Annotated in this window: 23 protein-coding genes, 1 tRNA gene and 3 pseudogenes; 10 read left to right on the top strand and 17 right to left on the bottom strand. The window is 55.7% G+C overall.

The genetic code is table 11. The features are described 5' to 3' along the window. Window positions 1–5: 5 nt before the first annotated feature. On the bottom strand, window positions 6–1,307 hold the full coding sequence (locus H7R76_RS03770) for a CYTH domain-containing protein (protein WP_182966993.1): 1,302 nt from the start codon (window positions 1,305–1,307) through the stop codon (window positions 6–8). A gap of 234 nt (window positions 1,308–1,541) precedes the next feature. Here H7R76_RS03770 and H7R76_RS03765 point away from each other — a divergent pair, with 234 nt between their 5' ends. Beyond that, the gene (locus tag H7R76_RS03765; RefSeq protein ID WP_182929997.1) at window positions 1,542–2,162 is read left to right on the top strand and encodes a TIGR04211 family SH3 domain-containing protein; all 621 of its coding nucleotides are present in this window, start codon (window positions 1,542–1,544) and stop codon (window positions 2,160–2,162) included. A 65-nt stretch (window positions 2,163–2,227) separates the two neighbouring features. Then, on the top strand, window positions 2,228–3,469 hold the full coding sequence (locus tag H7R76_RS03760) for a multifunctional CCA addition/repair protein (RefSeq protein WP_106929619.1): 1,242 nt from the start codon (window positions 2,228–2,230) through the stop codon (window positions 3,467–3,469). A gap of 10 nt (window positions 3,470–3,479) precedes the next feature. Here H7R76_RS03760 and bacA read toward each other — a convergent pair whose 3' ends face one another. Together bacA and folB are read right to left on the bottom strand one after the other, a co-directional pair. Beyond that, window positions 3,480–4,301: an undecaprenyl-diphosphate phosphatase gene (gene bacA / locus H7R76_RS03755; RefSeq protein ID WP_106929617.1), complete on the bottom strand. Its 822-nt coding sequence runs from the start codon at window positions 4,299–4,301 to the stop codon at window positions 3,480–3,482. Window positions 4,302–4,394: 93 nt separating this feature from the next. Continuing rightward, window positions 4,395–4,754: a bifunctional dihydroneopterin aldolase/7,8-dihydroneopterin epimerase gene (folB, locus tag H7R76_RS03750; protein ID WP_182966991.1), complete on the bottom strand. Its 360-nt coding sequence runs from the start codon at window positions 4,752–4,754 to the stop codon at window positions 4,395–4,397. Between the two features lie 107 nt (window positions 4,755–4,861). Between folB and plsY the strand changes: the two genes are divergently transcribed. Next, entirely contained in the window at window positions 4,862–5,479 is a 618-nt protein-coding gene (gene plsY, locus H7R76_RS03745; RefSeq protein WP_106929614.1) for a glycerol-3-phosphate 1-O-acyltransferase PlsY, read from the top strand. Between the two features lie 58 nt (window positions 5,480–5,537). Here the strand turns inward: plsY and tsaD are convergent, their stop codons facing one another. Further along, complete coding sequence (tsaD, locus tag H7R76_RS03740; RefSeq protein WP_106929612.1) at window positions 5,538–6,551, bottom strand: tRNA (adenosine(37)-N6)-threonylcarbamoyltransferase complex transferase subunit TsaD; 1,014 nt, start codon at window positions 6,549–6,551, stop codon at window positions 5,538–5,540. A 236-nt stretch (window positions 6,552–6,787) separates the two neighbouring features. Here tsaD and rpsU point away from each other — a divergent pair, with 236 nt between their 5' ends. From rpsU to rpoD, 3 genes are all read left to right on the top strand, one after another. Then, a complete protein-coding gene (gene rpsU, locus H7R76_RS03735; RefSeq protein ID WP_001144069.1) occupies window positions 6,788–7,003 on the top strand; it encodes a 30S ribosomal protein S21 in 216 nt (71 codons plus the stop codon). Between the two features lie 114 nt (window positions 7,004–7,117). Then, entirely contained in the window at window positions 7,118–8,860 is a 1,743-nt protein-coding gene (gene dnaG, locus H7R76_RS03730; RefSeq protein ID WP_182966989.1) for a DNA primase, read from the top strand. A 153-nt stretch (window positions 8,861–9,013) separates the two neighbouring features. Then, the gene (rpoD, locus tag H7R76_RS03725) at window positions 9,014–10,858 is read left to right on the top strand and encodes an RNA polymerase sigma factor RpoD (RefSeq protein ID WP_106929608.1); all 1,845 of its coding nucleotides are present in this window, start codon (window positions 9,014–9,016) and stop codon (window positions 10,856–10,858) included. Window positions 10,859–11,023: 165 nt separating this feature from the next. On the opposite strand, the gene mug is transcribed toward rpoD, so the two are convergent. Further along, entirely contained in the window at window positions 11,024–11,530 is a 507-nt protein-coding gene (gene mug, locus H7R76_RS03720; protein ID WP_182966987.1) for a G/U mismatch-specific DNA glycosylase, read from the bottom strand. A gap of 126 nt (window positions 11,531–11,656) precedes the next feature. Here mug and H7R76_RS03715 point away from each other — a divergent pair. Next, window positions 11,657–11,732: transfer RNA gene (locus H7R76_RS03715), tRNA-Ile, on the top strand. Between the two features lie 101 nt (window positions 11,733–11,833). Here the strand turns inward: H7R76_RS03715 and H7R76_RS03710 are convergent. From H7R76_RS03710 to H7R76_RS03670, 9 genes and pseudogenes are all read right to left on the bottom strand, one after another. Then, window positions 11,834–12,679: a DUF4942 domain-containing protein gene (locus H7R76_RS03710; protein ID WP_049016442.1), complete on the bottom strand. Its 846-nt coding sequence runs from the start codon at window positions 12,677–12,679 to the stop codon at window positions 11,834–11,836. A gap of 81 nt (window positions 12,680–12,760) precedes the next feature. Next, window positions 12,761–12,964, bottom strand: a complete 204-nt coding sequence (locus H7R76_RS03705) for a DUF957 domain-containing protein (RefSeq protein ID WP_025799007.1) — start codon at window positions 12,962–12,964, stop codon at window positions 12,761–12,763. A 28-nt stretch (window positions 12,965–12,992) separates the two neighbouring features. Next, window positions 12,993–13,484 (bottom strand): DUF5983 family protein, encoded by a 492-nt coding sequence (locus H7R76_RS03700; protein WP_045888216.1) that lies wholly within the window; start codon window positions 13,482–13,484, stop codon window positions 12,993–12,995. Further along, on the bottom strand, window positions 13,481–13,858 hold the full coding sequence (locus H7R76_RS03695; protein WP_025799003.1) for a TA system toxin CbtA family protein: 378 nt from the start codon (window positions 13,856–13,858) through the stop codon (window positions 13,481–13,483). The genes H7R76_RS03700 and H7R76_RS03695 overlap by 4 nt, the downstream gene beginning before the upstream one ends. 49 nt (window positions 13,859–13,907) lie before the next feature. After that, complete coding sequence (locus H7R76_RS03690; protein WP_025799001.1) at window positions 13,908–14,267, bottom strand: type IV toxin-antitoxin system YeeU family antitoxin; 360 nt, start codon at window positions 14,265–14,267, stop codon at window positions 13,908–13,910. 23 nt (window positions 14,268–14,290) lie between these two features. Continuing rightward, complete coding sequence (locus H7R76_RS03685; protein ID WP_045888217.1) at window positions 14,291–14,512, bottom strand: DUF987 domain-containing protein; 222 nt, start codon at window positions 14,510–14,512, stop codon at window positions 14,291–14,293. Between the two features lie 13 nt (window positions 14,513–14,525). Next, a complete protein-coding gene (gene radC, locus H7R76_RS03680) occupies window positions 14,526–15,005 on the bottom strand; it encodes a RadC family protein (RefSeq protein WP_025798999.1) in 480 nt (159 codons plus the stop codon). A gap of 11 nt (window positions 15,006–15,016) precedes the next feature. Then, window positions 15,017–15,481 (bottom strand): antirestriction protein, encoded by a 465-nt coding sequence (locus H7R76_RS03675; protein WP_025798997.1) that lies wholly within the window; start codon window positions 15,479–15,481, stop codon window positions 15,017–15,019. A gap of 189 nt (window positions 15,482–15,670) precedes the next feature. Continuing rightward, a pseudogene (locus H7R76_RS03670) lies at window positions 15,671–17,095 on the bottom strand (autotransporter domain-containing protein); the annotation flags it as partial. Between the two features lie 74 nt (window positions 17,096–17,169). On the opposite strand from H7R76_RS03670, the gene tnpA reads away from it, so the two are divergent. The 3 genes and pseudogenes from tnpA (at window position 17,170) to tnpC (ending at window position 19,542) form a co-directional block, all read left to right on the top strand. Beyond that, window positions 17,170–17,577: an IS66-like element accessory protein TnpA gene (tnpA, locus tag H7R76_RS03665; RefSeq protein ID WP_015632445.1), complete on the top strand. Its 408-nt coding sequence runs from the start codon at window positions 17,170–17,172 to the stop codon at window positions 17,575–17,577. Continuing rightward, window positions 17,574–17,924: an IS66 family insertion sequence element accessory protein TnpB gene (tnpB, locus tag H7R76_RS03660; RefSeq protein ID WP_032414478.1), complete on the top strand. Its 351-nt coding sequence runs from the start codon at window positions 17,574–17,576 to the stop codon at window positions 17,922–17,924. The genes tnpA and tnpB overlap by 4 nt, the downstream gene beginning before the upstream one ends. 29 nt (window positions 17,925–17,953) lie before the next feature. Further along, window positions 17,954–19,542: pseudogene (gene tnpC / locus H7R76_RS03655) on the top strand (IS66 family transposase). A 32-nt stretch (window positions 19,543–19,574) separates the two neighbouring features. Here the strand turns inward: tnpC and H7R76_RS03650 are convergent. The 3 genes and pseudogenes from H7R76_RS03650 to H7R76_RS03640 all read right to left on the bottom strand — a co-directional run. Beyond that, a pseudogene (locus tag H7R76_RS03650) lies at window positions 19,575–21,326 on the bottom strand (AIDA repeat-containing protein); the annotation flags it as partial. A gap of 67 nt (window positions 21,327–21,393) precedes the next feature. Beyond that, on the bottom strand, window positions 21,394–22,077 hold the full coding sequence (locus H7R76_RS03645; protein WP_045888219.1) for a helix-turn-helix transcriptional regulator: 684 nt from the start codon (window positions 22,075–22,077) through the stop codon (window positions 21,394–21,396). 226 nt (window positions 22,078–22,303) lie between these two features. Beyond that, window positions 22,304–23,131 (bottom strand): DUF932 domain-containing protein, encoded by an 828-nt coding sequence (locus tag H7R76_RS03640; RefSeq protein ID WP_045888220.1) that lies wholly within the window; start codon window positions 23,129–23,131, stop codon window positions 22,304–22,306. Between the last annotated feature and the right edge of the window lie 4 nt (window positions 23,132–23,135).

Raw genomic sequence — 23,135 nt, 5'->3', positions numbered from 1 at the left:
GTTAATTAACGTTTTCCGCTGTGTAGCCAGAACGGCTCAACCGACAGTGCCTCATTGCGGAAATGTTCAATTTCAATATGCTGGCGCGTTTCGATAGCGTGACGCAGGCCCTGCCAGTTTGCCAGCCAGTTAGCCGCCTGTTCGAGGGGATAATACCCAGCCAGCAGTTGAACGGTGTTGATGCCGCGCGTCAGACGCGGCAGCTGGTCGCCATAGGCATCACCCAGCGGGTAAGCGAAGGTGGTGCGCAACTCGGCGGCCTGACGTGAAAGGTGGATATCGGCAAAACGTTTAAAGGAGTCGGCCAGTTTGGCTTCGGCTTTTGCGTCGAGGAACGCCTGCCAGCCACGGGTCACCAACCACTCGGTGTAGGCCAGCTTGGTCAACGCAGTTTCACAGCTGAAAGCGACATCCTTCGCGGAGGCATTGCTTGCCATCAGCGCATCAACTTGGGTCAGCCCGTCGCGCAGGCTCGCGCTGGCTTTGCGCGGCACGATGCCGCCAAACAGCGTCAGAATATGACGCACCAGCCCTAAAGCGTTAACCACCTCGATCTTCGCTTTCTTATTGCCCCGCAGCCACAGCTCTTCGTGGTACTGCCAGTGGGCCAGCGCATTTTCCAGCGCGGCCTCCATCGCCTGCCCTACCGTCGATTTCGGCGGCAGGGTTAAAATCGCCAGCGGCTGAATCGGACGCTCCAGGTTGCCCTGCGCCAGGTGGTAGCCACGCGCGGCTTTGCTCAGGCTGCCCTGACGCAGCAGGCCGGTCTCAGCCAGCTGTTTCGCCAGCGCCAGCACGTCGGCAGTTTCACCGCTCAGCAGTTCCAGCTCCAGCTCGCAAATCGCTTCCTGGTGCTCGCCCGCTTTCACTTCCCCCTGATCCAGCGCGATCTCAATCCGGCTTCCGCCCTGCATAACCACCCACTTTTCACGATAAAAATCTGTGCTAAACAGCGGGTTAACCTGCGCGGCCAGCCCTTCAGGCATTTCACCGTTCGGCCAGACTTCCGCCGGCAGCTTATCAAGCGCCAGCTCAGGGGTGTCGATAGCGATATTGTATTCCGGACGCTGATGCAGCCCGCCGACGGTACGCCCGGCGATTTTCAGCGTCATTTCATAACGGCCGTTATCGCCGCGAATGCGCAGCCCCATATCATGGCGACGCAGCCAGTTATCCGCAGTTTCGTAATAAATATTCAGCAGTTGCCCCGGCGGGGTGTGCTCTGCGTTAAGGGTATGAAGGTGGTTGCGCAGCGTTTCAACGCCAGCGTCATCGACGATAAATTTGAGTTCGATTTCTTGAGCCATGACTGAATTCTTATGGTTTCGTTGCCGGAAAATACCTTTAGGGCGAACTTACAGGTATTCTTTTTGTCAGTAGATAGTATTTTGCGACAAATTGCCATGCAATGCGCAATTTGTCAGGCCAGCTGCTGATGACATTTTTTCCTCCTGGAGGATTCTGATTGCCGCAGAATGCTTTGCGTCGTCAGACTGTTGCCACTACTATCGTTCCACTTTTATGACAAAAACGATGATCTGATGCCAAAATTACGCTTAATTGCCATTACTTTACTTGCACTTACCGCTTCAACCGTCGCTCACGCCGATGAAAAGCGTTACGTTTCTGATGAACTGAACACCTGGGTTCGCAGCGGCCCGGGCGATAACTATCGCCTGGCGGGGACCGTCAACGCGGGTGAAGAAGTGACCCTGCTACAGACCAACGAAAACACCCAATATGGCCAGGTGCGCGACAGCAACGGCCGCACCGCATGGATTCCCCTCAAAGAGCTGACCGCGACGCCGAGCCTGCGCACCCGCGTGCCGGATCTGGAAAATCAGGTAAAAACCCTGACCGACAAGCTGAACAACATCGACACCACCTGGAACCAGCGTACGGCAGAAATGCAGAAAAAGGTCGCTGAGAGCGATGGTGTGATTAACGGCCTGAAAAACGAAAATCAGAAGCTGAAAAACGAGCTTATCGTGGCGCAGAAAAAAGTGAATGCCGCCAATCTGCAGCTTGACGATAAGCAGCGCACCATCATCATGCAGTGGTTTATGTATGGCGGCGGCGTGCTAGGTATCGGCCTGCTTCTTGGCCTGGTGCTGCCGCACATCATTCCAAGCCGCAAGCGTAAAGATCGCTGGATGAACTAAGCCAACTCGCCTTAAGTCGACTTCTTTCGTATTATCAGAAGGAAATTGACGAGGAGAAGCGTGGCGTGAAGAGTTATCTGGTCGGCGGAGCGGTTCGGGATGGGTTATTAGGCCTACCGATCAAAGATAAAGATTGGGTCGTGGTCGGTGCCACGCCGCAGCAAATGCTGGATGCAGGCTATCAACAGGTAGGCCGTGATTTCCCTGTTTTCTTGCATCCCGAAAGCCACGAAGAGTATGCGCTGGCGCGCACCGAGCGTAAATCCGGCTCCGGCTATACGGGTTTTACCTGCTACGCTGCACCGGACGTTACGCTTGAACAGGATCTGCTGCGTCGCGACCTCACCGTTAACGCACTCGCTCAGGATGCCGACGGCACGATCATCGATCCGTACGGCGGCCAGCGCGATCTTCAGCAGCGCATTCTGCGCCACGTTTCACCCGCCTTCTCTGAAGACCCGCTGCGCGTCCTGCGCGTGGCGCGTTTTGCCGCACGCTATGCACATCTGAGCTTCCGTATTGCCGACGAAACCCTCGCGCTGATGCGTGCGATGGCCGACGCCGGCGAGCTGGCGCACCTGACGCCGGAGCGCGTCTGGAAAGAGACCGAGAGCGCACTCTCCACCCGCAACCCGCAGGTGTTCTTCCAGACGCTGCGCGACTGCGGCGCGTTAAAGGTGCTGTTCCCGGAAATTGACGCGCTGTTTGGCGTCCCGGCACCGGAGAAATGGCACCCGGAAATTGACACCGGCGTCCACACGCTGATGACCGTCTCTATGGCAGCCATGCTGAGCCCGGATATCGACGTCCGTTTCGCCACCCTGTGCCACGATTTAGGCAAAGGGCTGACGCCTAAAGAATTCTGGCCTCGCCATCACGGCCACGGCCCGGCGGGCGTCAAGCTGGTCGAACAGCTGTGCCAGCGTCTGAAAGTGCCGAATGACATGCGCGAGCTGGCGAAGCTGGTTGCCGAGTTCCACGATTTAATTCACACCCTACCCATCCTCCAACCGAAAACGCTGGTGAAACTGTTTGATGCCATCGACGCCTGGCGTAAACCGCAGCGCGTAGAGCAAATCGCGCTGACCAGCGAGGCGGACGTGCGCGGGCGCACCCGCTTTGAGGCCTGTGATTACCCGCAGGGGCGCCTGCTGCGCGAGGCCTGGGCCGTTGCCAAAAGCGTAGGGAACAAAGAGGTGATTGAGGCCGGATTTAAAGGCCCGGCAATCCGCGAGGAGCTGACGCGACGCCGCATTCAGGCGGTCGCAAACTGGAAGGAAAAGCGTTGCCCCCAGCCGAAAGACTGAGGGCGCGTCTTCAGAAGAAGACCACGTACACGGCGGCCGCCACAATAAAGCGGTAGATGGCGAACGGAATAAACGAAATACGTTTAATCAGCTGCAGGAAGGTCTTGATGGCCACCAGCGCCACCAGGAACGCCATCACAAAACCGACGGCGAACATCGGAATATCGCCTGCGGTCAGGAAGTGCCAGCTCTTGTAGAGATCCAGCACGGTGGCGCCCATCATCATGGGCACCGCCAGCAGGAACGAGAACTCGGACGCCGCGTAGCGGCTCACGCCGACCAGCATACCGCCGGAAATGGTCGCTCCGGAGCGAGAGAAGCCCGGCCACAGCGCCAGACACTGGAAGCAGCCAATCATAAACGCCTGGCGATAGGTCATGTCGTCAACGCCAACCGCGCGCGGATTTTTCGGCTTCAGGCATTCGGCAGCAATCAACAGCAGGCCGCCAACCACCAGCGCATACATCACGTTAATGGGGTTAAACAGCGATTTAATAGCGTCGTGGAACACCAGTCCCAGCACCACTGCCGGCACCATCCCCAGCAGAATATGAATGAGCGACAGGCGACCTGTACCATTACCCTCGTGCACCGGAGGGCGACCGAAGTGGATGCCAATCAGACCAAACAGGCGGCGCCAGAACATGACCACCACCGCGAGGATCGACCCCAACTGGATCACCACCTCAAACGTCTTTGCCGTATCCCCTTCAAAGCCCAGCAGGTGGCCAACGATAATCATATGGCCGGTGCTGGAAACGGGCAGAAATTCCGTCAATCCTTCGACCACACCCAGAATGGCCGCTACCAGCAGCGAGTGTATATCGCTCATTAAATAAACCCTTAAAAAGTAACCAATAAAATAAACCCGGCACTAAGACCGGTATAAATCACTTTGGTTTAAGTTATATGACGAATAATAAGATTAATTAGGATTATGGCCACGCTGGATGATAACGCCAACGTTAGCCGCGCGCGCCACCGCGCCCGGCTTGCTGACCTTAATACGCACCCACGGTGAGCAGAAACGCGCCATCAGCAGGTCGGCGACCTCCTCAGCCACGCGCTCCACCAGCGCAAAACGGCTGCCTTCCACGTGTTTCACTACCGCCTCGCTGATATCAGCATAGCTCAGGCAATCTTCCACGTTATCGCTGGCGGCGGCTTTACGGTTATCCCAGCCTAATTCGATATCGAACACCAGCTTCTGTTCAATGGTTTGTTCCCAGTCATAAACACCGATAGTGGTGATTACCGAAAGTTGCTCTATAAATACAATATCCATCACGACCTGCTTGGTTTTAGGCTAAACCGGATACCACTTCCGGCGAATTATGCGTATTATCCACAGATGCAGAGAATACTTCGACATTTTCACAATGGAACAGCGTTATGAGTGCAATCGAGCCTGGAATGATCCTCCTTGCCTACCTTTGCGGCTCAATTTCCAGCGCCATTTTGGTCTGCCGCATTGCGGGGTTACCTGACCCGCGCACCAGTGGTTCCGGCAATCCCGGAGCCACAAATGTGCTGCGCGTCGGCGGTAAAGGTGCTGCCGTAGCCGTCCTGGTTTTCGACATCCTGAAAGGGATGCTGCCCGTCTGGGGTGCCTATGCCCTGGGCTTATCCCCCTTCTGGCTTGGGCTGGTGGCGATTGCCGCCTGTCTGGGCCATATCTGGCCGGTATTCTTCCACTTTCAGGGTGGAAAGGGCGTCGCTACCGCGTTTGGTGCCATTGCGCCTATCGGCTGGGATCTCACCGGCGTGATGGCCGGCACCTGGTTACTGACGATTTTATTAAGCGGCTACTCATCGCTGGGCGCCATCGTCAGCGCGCTGGTTGCGCCGTTCTACGTCTGGTGGTTTAAGCCCCAGTACACTTTCCCTGTCTCTATGCTTTCCTGCCTGATCTTGCTGCGTCACCATGACAACATTCAGCGTTTATGGCGACGCCAGGAAACCAAAGTCTGGGCGCGATTTAAAAAAAGTAAGCCAAAAGACGCCGAATAGCCGACATAAAAAAGCCCTCCTGTTACAGAGGGCTTTTTTTCATCGTGATGACCATGACTCAGGCCGCAGGCAGCTCAGCCAGCGGCCAGCGCGGACGGACGGTCACGCCCAGCGACGCGTTCACGCCGGTTTTCAAGCGCACCATTCCGGCATAGGCAATCATCGCGCCGTTGTCGGTACAAAATTCAGGGCGCGCATAAAACACTTCGCCACCGCGTTTGTGCATCATTTCCGCCAGCTTCGCGCGCAGCGTGCGGTTGGCGCTCACGCCGCCAGCCATCACCAGGCGCTTGAAGCCGGTTTGATCCAGCGCGCGTCGGCATTTGATCATCAGCGTATCCACCACCGCATCTTCAAATGCACGGGCAATATCGGCTCGCGTTTGATCGTCGTTACCGTTATTACGAATGGTATTGGCCGCAAAGGTTTTCAGACCAGAGAAGCTAAAATCCAGCCCCGGACGGTCGGTCATCGGGCGCGGGAAGACAAAGCGCCCTTCTGTTCCCTGTGAGGCCAGCTTCGACAGCATTGGGCCACCGGGATAATCCAGGCCGAGCAGCTTGGCGGTTTTGTCAAAGGCTTCCCCTGCCGCATCGTCAATCGACTCGCCCAGCAGCGCGTACTGACCGATGCCGGTCACGCTAATCAGCTGCGTGTGTCCGCCAGAGACCAGCAGCGCAACGAACGGGTATTCCGGCGGGTTGTCTTCCAGCATCGGCGCCAGCAGATGCCCTTCCATATGGTGTACCGGAATCGCCGGCACGTTCCAGGCGAACGCCAGCGAACGGCCAACCGTTGCGCCAACCAGCAACGCGCCAACCAGACCCGGACCGGCGGTATAGGCCACCGCATCGATATCTTTGGCCGTCAGATTCGCTTCTTGTAATGCCGCCTGAATCAGGGGAACCGTTTTACGCACGTGGTCGCGCGAGGCCAGCTCAGGCACCACGCCACCGTAGTCAGCGTGCAATTTCACCTGACTATACAGCTGGTTGGCTAAGAGACCTTTTTCGTCGTCATAAATCGCGATGCCGGTTTCATCGCAGGATGTTTCAATACCCAGTACACGCATGGCTAAATTTACCTCGTTTCAATACCGCGCAGTGTAGGGCCAATGCCGGTTGATGTAAAACTTTGTTCGCCCCTGGAGTTCCGCTCGTGTATACTCCCTGTCCTTATAAAAGTCCCTCTCAAAATCGCGTCGGTGCTTTACAAAGCAGCAGCAATTGCAGTAAAATTCCGCACCATTTTGAAATAAGCTGGCGTTGATGCCAGCGGCAAACCGAATTTATTAAAGGTGAGAGTTACATGCCGGTAATTAAAGTACGTGAAAACGAGCCGTTCGACGTAGCACTGCGTCGCTTCAAGCGTTCCTGTGAAAAAGCGGGTGTTCTGGCGGAAGTTCGTCGTCGTGAGTTCTATGAAAAACCGACTACCGAACGTAAGCGCGCTAAAGCTTCTGCAGTGAAACGTCACGCGAAGAAACTGGCTCGCGAAAACGCACGCCGTACTCGTCTGTACTAATCTGTTGAGAGCATCGGCTCTCAGGTTGCAGACCGAGTTGTAGTTGCAAGGCCGTGCTTCCGAAAGGAATGCGCGGCTTGTTTTCGTTTATAAGTCTTCAAATAAACGGGGCCTATGGCTGGACGAATCCCACGCGTATTTATTAATGATCTGCTGGCTCGCACCGACATCATCGATCTGATCGATGCACGGGTGAAGCTAAAAAAGCAGGGCAAAAATTACCATGCGTGCTGTCCGTTCCATAACGAGAAAACCCCCTCTTTCACCGTCAACGGTGATAAGCAGTTTTACCACTGCTTTGGCTGCGGCGCGCACGGCAATGCCATCGACTTTTTAATGAACTACGACAAGCTCGAGTTCGTTGAAACCGTTGAAGAACTGGCGGCCATGCACAATCTTGAAGTGCCGTATGAAGCCGGAACAGGCCTTAGCCAGATAGAGCGTCATCAGCGCCAGAATCTCTATCAGCTAATGGAAGGGTTAAATGATTTTTATCAGCAATCCTTCGCCCAACCCATTGCCGAGCCAGCACGCCAGTATCTGGAGCAACGCGGCCTGAGTGCCGAGATTGTCCAGCAGTTTGCTATTGGTTTTGCACCGCCGGGCTGGGATAACGCCTTAAAACGTTTCGGGGGTAATGTCGACAACAGAAAGCTGTTGCTCGATGCCGGAATGCTGGTCAATAACGACCAGGGAAGAACCTACGACCGTTTCCGCAATCGCGTGATGTTCCCGATTCGCGACAAACGAGGCCGGGTAATAGGTTTTGGTGGCCGCGTACTCGGTAACGATACGCCGAAATACCTGAACTCCCCGGAAACCGATATTTTCCATAAGGGTCGCCAGCTGTATGGCCTTTATGAAGCCCAGCAGCATAACGCTGAACCACCGCGGCTGCTGGTTGTCGAAGGATATATGGATGCCGTCGCGCTGGCGCAATACGGTATTAACTACGCCGTGGCCTCGCTGGGTACGTCGACCACTGCTGACCACATCCATATGTTATTCCGTGCGACAAACAACGTGATTTGCTGCTACGACGGCGACCGTGCCGGCCGCGACGCCGCCTGGCGCGCGCTGGAAACCGCCATGCCGTACATGACCGACGGTCGTCAGCTACGCTTTATGTTTCTACCCGAAGGTGAAGACCCGGATACGCTGGTACGCAAAGAAGGTAAAGAGGCTTTTGAAGCACGGATGGAGCACGCACAGCCGCTCTCCGTCTTCTTATTTAACAACCTCTTACCACAGGTTGACCTGAGTACGCCGGACGGCAGTACCCAGCTCGCCGCGCTGGCGCTGCCGTTGATAAGCCAGGTCCCGGGCGACGCGCACCGTATTCAGCTGCGCCAGACGCTGGGCCTGAAGCTCGGCATCTTCGACGATGCGGCGCTTGATCGTTTAATGCCAAAACAGGCAGAAAGTGGCGTGGTACGCCCGCCTCAGCAGATAAAACAGACGCCTATGCGTATACTTATAGGGCTACTGGTGCAAAACCCGAATCTTGCACCGCTCGTCCCTCCTATGCATGGGCTCGCGCAGGCAAAGCTGCCGGGGCTCAACCTGTTCACCGAGCTGGTGAACCTGTGTGTTGCGCAACCGGGCCTGACGACCGGCCAGCTGTTGGAGAACTATCGCGGAGCAAGTGAATACGCAACACTTGAAAAACTCTCAACCTGGAACGATATAAAGGATGAGAACGTTGAAAAAATGTTCACCGACACGCTAAACCGAATTTTTGATTCAATGCTTGAACAGCGACAGGAAGAGTTGATAGCTCGCGATCGCACGCACGGTTTGAGCAGTGAAGAGCGCAGGGAATTCTGGGAAATCAGACAGGCCCTGGAAAAAAAGTGAATTTAACGGCTTAACTGCCGAATACCTATCGGGAAGCCCCCGACAGCCGCCCGAGGCGCAGCGGCACGAATATAAGTACGCCCTCGCTTTAAATGTCGGCGGTTCGTTCGCCGACCGACACCAATCAAATGAATTAAGTGTGGATACCGTCTTATGGAGCAAAACCCGCAGTCACAGCTCAAGCTTCTTGTCCAACGTGGTAAGGAGCAAGGCTATCTGACCTATGCCGAGGTCAATGACCATCTGCCGGAAGATATCGTCGATTCAGATCAGATCGAAGACATCATCCAAATGATCAACGACATGGGTATTCAGGTGATGGAAGAAGCACCGGATGCCGATGATCTGTTGCTGGCTGAAACCTCCAACAACACTGATGAAGACGCTGAAGAAGCGGCTGCACAGGTTCTGTCCAGCGTGGAATCTGAAATCGGGCGTACGACCGACCCGGTGCGCATGTACATGCGCGAAATGGGTACCGTAGAGCTGCTGACCCGCGAAGGCGAAATCGACATCGCCAAACGTATTGAAGACGGGATCAACCAGGTACAGTGCTCCGTTGCCGAATACCCGGAAGCGATCACCTATCTGCTGGAACAGTACGATCGCGTTGAAGCGGAAGAAGCCCGTCTGTCCGACCTGATCACCGGTTTCGTCGATCCGAATGCCGAAGAAGATATGGCACCGACCGCTACGCACGTTGGCTCCGAGCTGTCTCAGGAAGAGATGGACGACGACGATGAAGACGAAGACGAAGACAGCGACGACAACAGCGACGACGACAACAGCATCGACCCCGAGCTGGCGCGTGAGAAATTCGCCGAGCTGCGTACTCAGTACGAAGTGACGCGCGACACGATCAAAGCCAAAGGCCGCAGCCACGCTGCCGCTCAGGAAGAGATCCTGAAGCTGTCCGAAGTGTTCAAGCAGTTCCGTCTGGTACCGAAACAGTTCGACTACCTGGTCAACAGCATGCGTACCATGATGGACCGCGTGCGTACCCAGGAACGTATCATCATGAAGATGTGCGTTGAACAGTGCAAAATGCCGAAGAAAAACTTCATCACGCTGTTCACCGGCAACGAAACCAGCGAAACCTGGTTCAACGCGGCTATCGCAATGAACAAACCGTGGTCTGAAAAGCTGCACGACGTAAAAGAAGACGTTATGCGCAGCCTGCAGAAACTGCAGCAGATTGAAGAAGAAACCGGCCTGACCATCGAGCAGGTTAAAGATATCAACCGTCGTATGTCCATCGGTGAAGCGAAAGCCCGCCGTGCGAAAAAAGAGATGGTTGAAGCGAACTTACGTCTGGTTATCTCTATCGCCAAAAAATACACCAACCGTGGCCTGCAGTTCCTGGATCTGATTCAGGAAGGTAACATCGGTCTGATGAAAGCGGTTGATAAGTTTGAATACCGTCGTGGTTACAAGTTCTCCACCTATGCAACCTGGTGGATCCGTCAGGCGATCACCCGTTCTATCGCGGATCAGGCGCGTACCATCCGTATCCCGGTACATATGATTGAGACCATCAACAAGCTCAACCGTATCTCCCGCCAGATGCTGCAAGAGATGGGCCGCGAGCCGACGCCGGAAGAGCTGGCTGAACGCATGCTGATGCCGGAAGATAAGATCCGTAAAGTGCTGAAGATCGCTAAAGAGCCTATCTCCATGGAAACGCCGATCGGCGACGATGAAGATTCGCATCTGGGTGATTTCATCGAGGATACCACCCTCGAGCTGCCGCTGGACTCTGCGACCACCGAGAGCCTGCGTGCCGCCACGCACGACGTTCTGGCCGGCCTGACCGCCCGTGAAGCGAAAGTCCTGCGTATGCGTTTCGGTATCGATATGAACACCGACCACACGCTGGAAGAAGTGGGTAAACAGTTCGACGTGACCCGCGAACGTATCCGTCAGATCGAAGCGAAAGCGCTGCGTAAGCTGCGCCACCCGAGCCGCTCTGAAGTGCTGCGTAGCTTCCTGGACGATTAATCGCCCGGGTAAAATGCAAAAAAGCTCCCTTTTGGGAGCTTTTTTTTGCCTGTTAAGCGCGGAACATTCCCCGGCGGCGCTGCGCCTGGCCGGGCGACTCTGGCCTGTACGCCGCCATCCGGCAATCTGCACAGGCTCTGCCGGATGGCGCTTCGCTTATCCAGCCTACAAGCCTCGCACCTTCAACGCCACGTCCAGTTCCTGATACGCCTCTACCAATTTATCCAGCGTAATCCGGCTCAATCCACTCGGATTTGGTAATACCCACACTTCGGTATCGCCAATCATGTACGTCTGCTTGCCCCACGTCGCCCCGCGCTGCCCTAAGCCGCGTTCAAAGGCCTGCTTACCCAGAACGGCTAATGCAGCAGGTTTGTAGTGCTCAACTTTCTCAATCAGCGCCAGCCCGCCGCTGCGTAACTCCTGCACGCTGACCTCACTCGCCTGCACCGTCGGGCGTTCAACCAGCTTGGTCACGCCACAGCGAAATTCCAGCATCTGCTCCGCCTCTTCCGGCTTTAGCTGGCGTTCGGTAAACCCCGCCAGATGTAGCACCTTCCAGAAACGGTTTGCCGGGTGCGCAAAGGGGTAGCCCAGTGAGGAAGACGACAGCCCCGGGTTAATACCGCAGAACAGCACCCGCAGCCCCGAATCAATAATGTCCTTAACCATAATATCCTCGACTAATACATCGTGAGACGAGTATAACGAATTGAAAATGCATTGTTTATAAAAACAGCATGTGCGCGCTTAACGCTGGATTGGTGGCCGCTGTTACATTATAATCGTCGGCTACCTGGCCCCTTAGCTCAGTGGTTAGAGCAGGCGACTCATAATCGCTTGGTCACTGGTTCAAGTCCAGTAGGGGCCACCAATAAAACAAGGAGTTAGATGAGAAATCGTCTGACTCCTTTTTCGTTTTATACGAATCGGGTCAGGTAATGGGTCAGGTAAGGAATTACCTCCCTGCCCTCTTCATCTCGCTGCCAGCATCCCCGGATAGTGCTTCGCCACGATATCATTCATCTTTTCTGTCAGGTCGATCCGTTTAAAAGTGATGTGTACTGTTCCCTTCTGAAAGTAACGGATACTGAAGAAATCATCTTCGTAAATATCCTTCGAAGGGTTGTCCCGAATATGCTCCATCAATCGAGTAGTAACATCGCCACGGTTGTCGGGTATCGGTTTACCATCAATCAGAAACAGCATTCGTTCCAGGTCCGCTAATTGATCCCGCCGCCAGCCCCAGTTTAAGCTAAAGCCCCAGCGGCTATGCGCCACCAGATTGTTGACGATGATCTTTTTACCAAAGCTGCAGGGACTATTGGTTTTGTAATCCCACGATAGCCCTTTGAAGACGTTGATGACCCCACGTTCGAAGACATCTATTTTGTTGAGATGCAGTTGCTCAAACGTGCTCAGGATATTCGCTTCGCTGACCACCGGAATATCCTCCTTTTCCAGGCTGTTGTACCACTGATCACGGGCCTGTGCGTCCATGATGGAAAGCATGCCCGACTTTTTCATTAAATCCCGCCATATACCGCGATCAAGATTGCGTGTAATGGCTTTCATCGCCGTTTCTCTTTTTTCTATCAACCAGCAGCCACAGCGGAAGTCCTGCTTCATAGCCCAGTCCAGAGCGGTTTTTCCCCCGATACTGCGGGTCAGTATTGAGATATCGTCGAGTTGCTGAATGAGCGCTTCAATCTGCGCCAGTGCGGCATTACGTCCGGTGATGATGCGCTCAATGCTGGTGGAGCAAATTATGTCGGTGTGGCCGGTTAACACTTCGGGTCCGGTGAGAGTAAGTTCTGACATCAGTCATTTCCTTTATATAAAGCAAAACGCCAGCCGGTGAGGGCTGGCGCTTATGAGTAAGTGATGAGTACGGTTCGGTGGTTAATCTGTACTGGCCTGTTGCAAAAGCTGAAGATGGTGGAGATCGCGAACGTCCTGAAGCGTACGTTCAATCCAGGGTAACAGCACTGCTGAATCGGTATTGTCTTCGTCGTTATCGAAGATAATTTCGCTGCCACAATCGATGTTGTCCTGCAGCCAGCCAATCAGAATGTTGAGAGCCGCTTCGGTGGTTAATTCCGGCATGTGAAACCTTGTGGTGATTGAGGTTGGATTACCAGTCGAAAATGTCAAAGCCCGGCAATACCTCACCAAAGGCATCAAGGTGAACAATACCAACAGAGTAGTGACGCATAAGGGTCACCACCAGGCGACGACAGGCTTTCGACAGACCGAGATGTTTAAGCCGTAATACCGGAAACGACCACGCATCCAGACGCAACAAATAGCCGGAGCCGGTGTACGTAATCCATTCGCTTTCGCCAAAGTCTTCATGCTGATGCGAAAGAGTGAACAGCAGGTTGTTGTCAGCTTCGGAGATATGGGCGGTACTGCACTGAATGCCGTTCAGCCGGGCGGCAGACGGGAGTGGATCTTCCACAACCAGCCTCCCAGGTTCGTCAGCAACGCGAAGCGAATAACCGTTATCACAGACCACATCAATCAGGTCGGCCAGTTCAATACCGTCGATATCAACAGCGATCCGCCCCATGTTGAGGGCCTGCATAGTGACGGCATCGGCTTCCACGGTCATGGAGAGTTTCATCGAGTCACCTCGCTGTATTTGCCGGTGGTGATATCGGTCACCAGTCTGTAGCCATTGCGTGCCATCAGTCCACAGGCCTTACGGGCGCGAAGGATATCAATACTGCTGATGAGTGGGGACTGTGTTTCTGCGCTGAAACCGTGACGATCGGTGCGTATCAGGGCGTATTTCTCCACGATAAAATTCACCGCGTCGCACAGTGAGATACCGGCGTCGATATGCTCCTGGATCACACCATCATTGCAAAATGGCGTGTCGTTTAACGTCAGACCGTAGTGACGGTCCAGCAGGTGACTCAAAAGGCGGAGCCAGATCTCCACTGGTGACGGGCGTGGTGAAGCCTCCTGTGTCGGGGGAACAGGTTGTGTTTGCATAATGGAAACCTTTATTGGTTAGTTAAATGAAGCAAAAATGCCGGGAGGTTTATTCTGTTGTTGCAGGTGTCGGGTAAATCGCTATATAGACATATCCGCAACTGCCGAGTGTATCCGCGTTGCAGGTCAGCCCTTTTGCGTAGAGCGTGACGCCGTGCTGATGGCGGGGATTGAGTTCACCGCTGGTGAGCATCAGTTCAAGCTGTTTGAGCAGCAGCGGAAATGCCTGGTCCAGATGGCGTAAATCCGCGTCGCTGAACTGCCCGGTGATACTGGCGCGGTCGGCGAGATAGTGCAGCCGGTTGCCCTCCTGCACCAGGCGAGCGCCAAAACAGGGTGTGATATCGCGTTTAAGCCCCCACCAGGGTTCGGCGATATTGTGGTTTACAGGCGGTATTTTATTCGACAATTTTAGCCTTCCTTAAATGTGAATTAATTCAGGGTAACGCTGCGCAATACGACATAGGGACCGTTACGGTCCTGACGGCGTTCAGCAAATACGGCCAGCACACCGTTGATGTCCTGTACCTCCCGACCGGCATAGTGGCAGATACTGCCGGACCACTTATATTTGCCGGTACAGAAGCGAAACAACCTGGACTGAGGATGCTGGCGGTATATCGCCATCGCCTGACGCTTGCTGATGATTTTCACTGACCCTTCCCCCTCACAGCAGACCATGTTCGGCGAAGGAGAATATCTGCCTGCCGCCGACAATCAGGTGGTCGGGCACCCGGATCTCCACCAGCATCAACGCCTGTACCAGTCGCTGGGTAATGGCTTTGTCTGCCTGACTTGGATTCACCTCCCCGGATGGGTGGTTATGGGCAAATATCACTGCTGCCGCGTTAAAGTACAGGGCGCGTTTCACCACCTCGCGGGGATGAACTTCAGTGTGACTGAGGGTGCCGGTAAAAAGCATTTCGTGGGCAAGCAGCTGGTTCTGGTTATTGAGGTACAGCACGACAAACTCTTCGCGCTCAAGGGTTCCCATCTTCAGCCTGAGCCAGTCGCGAGCAGCCTGCGTGGAAGTAAACGCCACACCCGGTTCGCGCAGGTGCTGGTCAAGCAGACTCAGGGCTCGTTTGATGGTGCGCAGCGAGGTCAATGGCAGTTCCGGTGTAAAGAGAGTCAGTTGTTTCTCCATAGCAAAACTCCTTAATCAATGATGGCAAAAATGGCATGGGATTCAGGGTGCTGTAGGGCGTAATCACGCAGTCGGAAATAATGCTCTGTCATGGCATCGCACTCCGTACGACAGGCGTGATGGCTGTACTCAATCAGACACACGGCAATGCCTGCGGCTTCCGCACTCATTTCTGCGCCATTGCCATTCATGTTGTTGAGCAGCCTCCATTTCTCATCAATGTCAGCTTCGGGGGCCATAAACGCGCCACCGTTGCTGAGTATGTGGAAATGCCAGATACCGCCGCTGTAGTCTTCACAGAAGCGGTCCATCCAGCCAAAGATACGGGTCTCGATAAAAATCCACTGCGGGATACGCCCGAAGTGCAGCGGCCAGAAACCCAGGCGCTGTTCATCGGGTACCAGGCTGGCCGTAATGAGGGTAGACATGTGTGAATCACTCATCGGCGAGTGGGCTGTATCAGTTTGTGTGGTCATGGAGTTGCTCCGTAATAGAAAAGCCAGCCGCTAGGGGCTGGCGTGATGTAGTTGATAAAAATCGGGATAAAGCGGGTGAGTCTAAAGAGAGAAAACGGTGTTGCGATTGAATGCAAAAGGCCCCTGCTGCGAGAACAACAGGGGCCTAGAGTGGTTATGTGATGCCCCGTAAATGGGACAGATGCGTTATCAGAAAGCGACTTTCAGCGTTGCCTGACTGTTGTAGCCAGCAGTACTGTTGCCGCTGACGCTGCGGGTATAACCGCCCTGTACACCCAGCGTCACGTTCTGGCGGACACGCGCTTCAATACCCGCCTGCAGGTCAAGCGAGGTACCATCCTGAGACGGGGTGAAGCTGACATTGCTGCCTGCAGTCGCAGTGCCCATGCTCATATCGCCGTCTGAACTGAAAGTGCGGATAACCGACGGACGCACCCACCAGTTCATCGGCATTTCGCTTGTGCTGTGCTTCATGCTGTCAGTCAAACCCGCAACCGTGGAGGTACCCTGACCGAAGTCCATTTCAGACGAACTGCCGAAACGAAGCCCGGCGCGGACATGCTGCGCACTACCGTCACCAAAGTTCACGTAACCGCCGTTGTCATGCCCGTTATCCAGAGACAGGCCCTGCCAGACGTACTGCAGCTGTGGCTCCAGCACCAGTCCCTGACTGATGTTAAACGGCAGACCGGTTTCCACAGAGGCCAGCCAGCCGGTGCCGTCAGTTTCAAAACGGTTATCCGCTGAGCTTGCCTTCAGGCTGTGACGGGAGCCCTGTGCCACCACATCGGCCCACAGCCCGCTGGCATCCTGAACGGCTGTCAGATACCCGCCGAGGCTGTACACCGTGTCACGCACGGAGCCTGCCGCAGAGCGGTCATCGTTTTTCACATCCACCGACGACTGGCCTGCCGCGCCATAGAGTCCACTGGTCAGCGAAAGCGTACCGGTGTCGTGTTTGAACAGGTCTCCGCCGAGCTGAATAAAGCCATAGCTGCCACTGCTTTCCGGGGTGTCGCCCCGGGCAATGCCGCCGTTACCGTCATGCCCGGTATGCCCGCCCTGAATACGCCCCCAGAATCCCTGGTCATTCACCGCACTGCTGCGCTGGCTGTATGTCCCGGCCAGCGCACGGTCATAATCCATGCTCTGGGCAAACAAAGATGAGTACAGTGCCACTTCGGCACGGTAGCCGGCTTCGCTGGAGAGATACCAGTTTTCATCGGCACTGCCGTGACTCAGGGTGTAGTTGTATGCCCCGGCCTGCAGTTTGCGGCCCAGCGCAAAAGCCCCGGCTTCGGTGGTGGCCCCGTTAATCGCCTCCACCACTTTGATACCGTTACCGGTTGTCGCCAGGCCCAGCCCTGCATCACCGGTATTGGTGAAATTCAGCCAGGTTTTACCGGTTGCCTGCCCGCCGTCAATGACCAGCCTGTCGGTCGGGAAGGTCGGGTCATCAAGACGAATGGACAGATTAATGGTGCCGTTGCGTCCTGTCAGATTCGTCACCGTCAGGGTTTCAGGGACAAACGGACTGTTTGCCTGTGCGGGTGCAAAACTGATGGTTCCGGCATTGTCCAGGTTGTCGAGCACCGATTTCACGTAAGCGTCATCTCAGTACCGTCTGTTGAAATTTCCGGTGATTGACGATGATAGAGTCCTCTTATAAACGTTAATGGACTCTATCAATGTCAGATTCTCTTCGTCCCCGCAGGGTTCGTGCGTCTTACTCCATGGACTTTAAACTGGAACTTGTCGAAAAATCTTATCAGCCTGGAGCCTGCGTGGCCCAACTGGCCAGAGAACACGGGATTAATGACAATCTGTTGTTTACATGGCGCCAGCGCTACAGCCACCTTTTGCCCGATGAAATACAACGTTCAGTCAGTAAACCTGATGCTGTCATCCCTGTTGTGGTATCTGACATGTCCCTGTCACATCATGCAGAACCACACTATGAACCATCCGGTTCCGCTTACGGTGAGGTGATGACCTGCGAAGTGGCTGTCGGGAGCGCCAGTCTGCGCCTGACAGGGAACTTATCTCCCGCTATCCTGAAAACACTGCTTCGCGAACTGACCGGGAGGGGACGATGATCTCCCTCCCGTCTGGCACCCGTATCTGGCTGGTCGCCGGCGCCACCGACATGCGTAAATCCTTCAACGGTCTGGGCGAGCAGATACAGCACGTACTGGATGAGAACCCCTTCTCCGGCCACCTGTTCATCTTCCGTGGCCGCCGGGGTGATACCGTCAAAATTCTCTGGGCAGATGCGGATGGACTGTGCCTCTTCACCAAACGCCTTGAGGAAGGGCAGTTCATCTGGCCCGCCGTGCGCGACGGCAAGGTGGCCATTAGTCGCTCGCAACTGGCCATGCTCCTCGATAAGCTGGACTGGCGTCAGCCCAAAACACCCCGTCTTAACTCACTGACAATGTTGTAAAAAAAGCATGGCCGCATTATAAATGGGTCATGAGTCAGGACTATCTCGCCCGTATCACCGCGCTGGAAGAAGAACTTCGCCGGAAAGACAGCCAGCTCAGTCTCGTTGCCGAGACTGAGGCCTTCCTGCGCTCTGCGCTGACCCGCGCTGAAGAAAAGATCGAGGAAGACGAACGGGAGATAGAACACCTGAGGTCTCAGATAGAAAAACTGCGCCGTATGATGTTCGGCACCCGTTCTGAAAAACTGCGCCGCGAGGTGGCACAGGCCGAAGCGCTGCTGAAACAGCGCGAACAGGCGAGCGATCGTTACAGTGGGCGGGAAGACGACCCGCAGGTTCCCCGCCAGCTCCGTCAGTCCCGGCACCGTCGTCCGCTTCCGGAACATCTTCCCCGTGAGATACTCCGGCTGGAGCCGGAAGAAACCTGCTGCCCGGCATGTGGCGGTGAAATGGCGTACCTCAGCGAAGTCAGCGCGGAGCAGCTGGAGCTGGTTGCCAGCGCCCTGAAAGTGATCCGCACAGTGCGGGTAAAAAAGCCTGCACAAAATGTGACGGTATCGTGGAAGCTCCCGCGCCGTCACGTCCTGTCGAGCGGGGTATCGCCGGACCGGGTCTGCTGGCCCGTGTGTTAACAGCCAAATACTGTGAACATCTGCCGCTGTACCGCCAGACGGAAATCCTTGCCCGCCAGGGGGTGGAGCTGAGCCGCGCACTGCTCTCCAACTGGGTGGATACGTGCTGCCGTTTAATGGCGCCGCTGGACGAAGCCCTTTATCACTACGTGATGAACTGCCGCAAACTGCATACAGATGATACTCCAGTGCCGGTGCTGGCGCCGGGCAGGAAAAAGACGAAAACCGGGCGTATCTGGACGTATGTCCGGGATGACCGGAATGCCGGTTCGTCAGATCCTCCGGCAGCGTGGTTCGCGTACTCACCGGACCGGCAGGGAAAACACCCGGAGCTGCACCTTCGCTCCTTCCGTGGCGTCCTGCAGGCAGATGCCTTCGCGGGGTATGACCGGCTGTTCAGTACATCGCGAGAAGGCGGCGTGCTGACAGAGGCGGCATGCTGGGCGCATGCCCGCCGAAAAATCCACGACGTGTACATCAGCAGCCAGAGCGCCACGGCGGAGGAAGCGCTGAAACGCATCGGCGAACTGTACGCCATCGAAGCGGAAATACGCGGCATGCCGGAGACAGAGCGTCTGGCGGCCAGACAGTCGCGGAGTGCGCCGCTGCTGGCGTCACTGCATGAGTGGATGGTGGAGAAAAGTGCGACACTGTCGAAAAAATCCCGGCTGGGAGAGGCGTTCACGTATGCCCTGAACCAGTGGGATGCCCTGTGTTACTACTGCCGTGACGGTCTGGCGGAACCCGACAATAACGCCGCGGAGCGGGCGCTTCGCGCCGTCTGCCTGGGAAAGAAAAACTACATCTTCTTCGGGAGCGATCATGGTGGCGAACGTGGTGCACTGCTGTACGGACTGATCGGAACGTGCCGTCTGAACGGTATCGATCCAGAAGCGTATCTGCGCCACATCCTGAGCGTTCTGCCTGAGTGGCCTTCCAACAGGGTTGGTGAACTTCTGCCGTGGAACGTGGCTATACCTGCCTGACCAGTGTCAATACGGCGTCCGGTTAACGCTTACGATTTCACCGCTGCACCACGCTGAATATTCCAGCTGGCACCGCTGTCGAGGGTGACGTCAGTCGGGTCAATCGCCCCGTTCAGCACCGAGTTGCCGGTCAGGCGGACCTGCGTACCGGACTGCGCAATGATGTCGCTGTTGATGATGGCATTGTTCAGCGCCAGCGTACCCTGATTCAGGTTTACCTGTGACTGGGACAGCGTGCCGTTGCTGACCGTCAGGGTGCCGTCACCGTCCTTGAGTAGCTGCCCCTCACCGCTTACCGAACCGCTGATGGCCGCACCCTGTCCGTTACCCGTGCTGAAATGCAGTTGTCCGCTGTTGGTGGCGCTCCCCGTCAGCGATGCACCGTCGCCAAATGAGGTGGTGCCGGTGAGCGTTCCACCCTGTGCCACGTTCAGCGTACTGCCAGCCCCGACGGTGGTGTTATCCGCACTGCCATTACCCAGTACAGTGAACTGACTGCCGTTATCAAGACGCAGGTTACTGGCCTTACCGGTTGCACCGTCAATGCCGAATGCGCCGGAGGTGTTCGTTCCACTGACCGTTGCGCCGGTATCGGCAATTAGCACACCGCCGTCATGCATCACGATGTTCTGCGCCTTACCACCGGTCGCTACAGCCAGAATACCGCCCTGATTGACCGTAGTGGTATCGGCGCTGCCGTTGCCCAGTACATCAAGACGCCCGCCATTTTCCAGTAGCACATTAGTGGCACTGGCATTCGCGGCATCAACACTGAAGTTACCCAGACTGTTGGTCCCGGAGACGGTGGCACTGGTGTTCGTCACCAGCGCGCCCCCGGCATTCTGGGTAACGTTCGTGGCGTTGCCTCCGGCACCCACCTGCAGTTTACCGTCCGCATTAACTGTGGTGTTGTCGGCTGTCGCACCGCTTTTCACCACCTGCCAGCCGCCCGCATTGATTACCGTGTCACTTGCAGATGCACCGGCATGCACGTACTGATAACCGCCATCCAGGCGGGTCGTATTTGCCGAACCGTGCACACTCTGGTCGCCGCCCGCTTTAATCACTGTGCCGGTGGCAAGGCCTCCTGTCGCAATAGTCTGCCGACCATCGTTATTAATGGTGGTATCAGTTGCGGTACCGGCAACCCACTGCCCGTCGTTGTTCTCTGCATCGGGACCACCCTGTGCTCCGGTATTCACCACACTACCGGTAGCCTGCGCTCCAGCTTTTACCAGCTGAGCCCCGTCTTTATTAATGATCGTGCCGGAGGTAATACCGCCGCTGTGTACCCACTGTGTACCACCGTCAAGCGTGGTATCTGAAGCTTGACCATGCACGCTCTGACCACCACCGCTGTTGACTGTGGTGTCTGTGGCGCTGCCGCCAGCCAGTACACCCTGCAGCCCGCTATTATTAATGGTGGTCTGGTTTGCCACGCCCCCCGTCTGTACCCACTGACCACCGCTGTTGTCATCATTATCAGCACCGAACTCCAGGCCTGTGTTGATGACTGTGTTGTTTGTCTTACCGAAAACGATCTGTGAGTCGTGATTGCCGATCACCGCACCATTGACTACCTCACCGGCCGCTACCGTACGGGTGTTTCCCGGCGCATCGTCAGCCAGTGCGGCAGGACTTGCCACCAGTCCGGCAACCGCCAGCGCCAGAACGGCAGTACTGCGCTTTCCTTTGGCTTTTGCCAGCTCTGAGACAACAACAAATGCTCCCAGAACCTCGTTCCATACCAGCCGGTAGCTGGTGTTCAGGTTTCGCTTCATCATTAGTACCTTGTTGTGTGTAAATAATAAAAAGGCCCGCACCCGCCAGACGGATGCAGACCAGTAAAACTCAGGGTGAAGACAGGCTGTTAAGCGACTGCAGGACAACACCAAAATGCGGCAGTGCCCGGATAAAACTTAAATCTTCCGTCAGACGGTAAAGGCGCTCGTTACGTCTGAAACTCTCGGTAAGGGGCTGCACAAGGTGAATATCACCGAGCGCAAATACCGCCGGATGGTCGTTGTGCTCCGCAATCAGGTACCAGTGGCCCTGCTGCGCAATCAGCCGATAAGGGGACAATCTTTCGCATCGTTTTCCGTCAGCCAGCAGCGTGACACGCTGGCAAGTGGTAATGGCCTGTACCAGCCGGTAAAAGGACAGCGGGGTCGCGGGCGAGCCCGCAGAAACAGCATCTCCGGTCAGGCAGGGAGCACCCTCGCAGTTTAACAGCAAGTTCACCAGCCGACGGTCCAGCCCCGGAAAGAGACCGGCGATGCCGGTACGGTGGGCAAAAGTCAGGACATCCAGCTCGCCCTGCGGCCCGGCCCCTGACCGCAGGCGATAGCAGCCCTGATGACATTCGAGGTCCAGATAAATCAGCCGCTCACGAAAATCCCTGTAAAGGGTGCGGACTGACACATCAAACTCGGTCGCGAGCTTTTGCATGTTCAGCGTTTCACCCGCCACGAGGCGGCTGATAATCAGCGACAGCCTGACCGCCAGTCTGTCGTAGCGGCGCTCTGCCAGTGGCATGATGTATTCTCCGTGAAGGTTAACCGGTTGAAAGGCATGCGATTTTAAAGGAGGGGGTTGACAGGATATGTCTGCGGGAGCGGCTATTTTGAGGAAGGCCTGAAGCCTGTATCTGTCAGGCCTGCGCCATTTTCCGGTGAATTAACCAGCAAAAATCCCCGCCAGAAATGACAGGAAGTGTCATTTATTAACATTGCTGTAATGTTATTTGATGCAAAGTGTGAACTCACGCAGGCTGAAAACCACTGAGCAGGGCTTCCGCCATCACCCATAGTGCCCGGTTAAGTTTCACGTCCCCGTCAATACCACGAACGGCACGGGTATGTGACCGTCCTCCTTTGGCGTTACGCCCACTGAGACCGCCCTTAATCAGGTTCTCCTGAATACGCTGGTACGTGGTCCACAGGTCATTGCTCTCATCCTGCCAGCGACGTGGGGAGAGGATCTGCGATTCAGTCACCGGCTGGTGGTCTTCACCGAACCGGTACGTGAGGGCGGCTTTTGCCAGTGCCTGCTGTGCCGGGGGTGGCAACAGCAACGACTGCATGGCATCCCGTTTCTCCTCCACCCGGTCAAAAATCCCCAGCACCTCATACGCGCCTTCAATCACCTGACTCACCACGTCCCCCTTGTGTGGCACCCGCACCTCGCCAAACGACTCACCGCAGACGAGCCCGTTCTGACAAACCGCACGAAATAGTCCCGGCAGCATCTGGTACGAACTGCTGCCATCGTGAGAGTTGAGCAGGATTATTTCCGGCACCTGCTTACCGGTTATCTGTCCCTCACGCCGTAGACGCAGCATATGCTTGGTGTGTTCGCGACGCTCCGGATCACGCACACGGGTCTGACAGGCAAAGAATGGCTGGAAGCCTTCTCGCTGTAGGCTGTCGAGCAAGGAGATGGTGGGTATATAGGTGTAGCGTTCACTACGGGACTCGTGTTTGTCCTCACTGAATACACTGGGCACCACGCGAAACAGCTCCTCGCGGGTTAACGGACGGTCACGACGAATAAGGTTTGCTGCGCCAAAGCGCGAAGCCAGACGGGTCATAAGC

This window comes from Klebsiella sp. WP8-S18-ESBL-06, from assembly GCF_014169755.1.
GTDB lineage: Bacteria > Pseudomonadota > Gammaproteobacteria > Enterobacterales > Enterobacteriaceae > Kluyvera > Kluyvera ascorbata_B.
The sequence above is the reverse complement of the archived record's forward strand: the minus strand, read 5'-3'. Positions and strand labels throughout refer to the sequence as shown.